The sequence below is a fragment of the Aquiflexum sp. TKW24L genome, assembly GCF_023502205.1.
Lineage (GTDB): Bacteria > Bacteroidota > Bacteroidia > Cytophagales > Cyclobacteriaceae > Cognataquiflexum.
In genome coordinates this window covers 1-786 of record NZ_JAMFLG010000092.1, presented here as the reverse complement: position 1 = coordinate 786, position 786 = coordinate 1, and the positions used below count along the sequence as shown (strand labels likewise).

Here is a 786-nt window from a genome sequence, read left to right as displayed (position 1 = left end):
AAGTTGAAGGAAAAGGGATGAAGGTAGAGGTAAATGGTAAGCGGTAAAAAGTAAAAGGTTGTAAGGAGGAAGGAAAAAAGGGGGGAAAGGGTGGTAGATTAATGTTGATGAATGAGTTGAGAAATTAGGAGTTAGGAAAGAACAGGGCAAAAGTTGGAAACGAAAAACATTGATAGGATGTTGAATTAATGGTTTTACTACGGAAATTAAATCTACCAACTCCAAAAGATATCAAGTTGAAATCAGTAATTTTTTATAAATTGTGAAGACTATGAGCAAGTTAGATAAAGAATATATTACCACAAGGTTGGTTGAAAATAGATCAAAGAAAGCATTCAAGGCCGGTGCAAAAAAAGCAATGAAATCGAATGGGTATGTTATTATTGCTCAGGATGGTTGGGTGGTGAAAAAGTCAGCAGATGGCACAATCGAAAGGTTAGAAGAAATCAACCAAGGAGTTGTAAATCTCCAATTGATTTTTGATTGATGAAAAAAAGAATGAGGGTATTTGCCGGGCCTAATGGTTCGGGAAAAAGTTCAATCGTCAAATACACCTTGAATGTTGAGGTTCAGGAAGGTAAAAAATTAGATTTTGGAATTTACATCAATGCAGATGACATCGCTGTTGATTTGAGAAAAGGTAAAGGATGTGAATTTAAAAAGTATGAAATAGATTTTTCGGAGCATGAATTTTTTAAAATAGTTAATGATTCAGGCTTGCTTTCAGATTCATTTTCAGAGACACGATTGAAGGAATGTGTTACTTTTCACAAAAACAGATTGCAA

The 786-nt window shown here is 34.2% G+C and carries 1 protein-coding gene and 1 pseudogene; both read left to right on the top strand.

The window, feature by feature from the left end; genetic code table 11:
* The first annotated feature begins 271 nt into the window (after nucleotides 1-271).
* Nucleotides 272-487 (top strand): hypothetical protein, encoded by a 216-nt coding sequence (locus M3O96_RS21900; protein WP_249725468.1) that lies wholly within the window; start codon nucleotides 272-274, stop codon nucleotides 485-487.
* Nucleotides 487-786 (top strand): annotated as a pseudogene (locus tag M3O96_RS21895) (hypothetical protein); the annotation flags it as partial. The gene M3O96_RS21900 and the pseudogene M3O96_RS21895, both read left to right, overlap by 1 nt.

What these genes read in the sequence shown, in the direction of transcription:
- M3O96_RS21900 (WP_249725468.1), top strand. Translation starts at nt 272, where the DNA reads ATGAGCAAGTTAGATAAAGAATATATTACCACAAGGTTGGTTGAAAAT.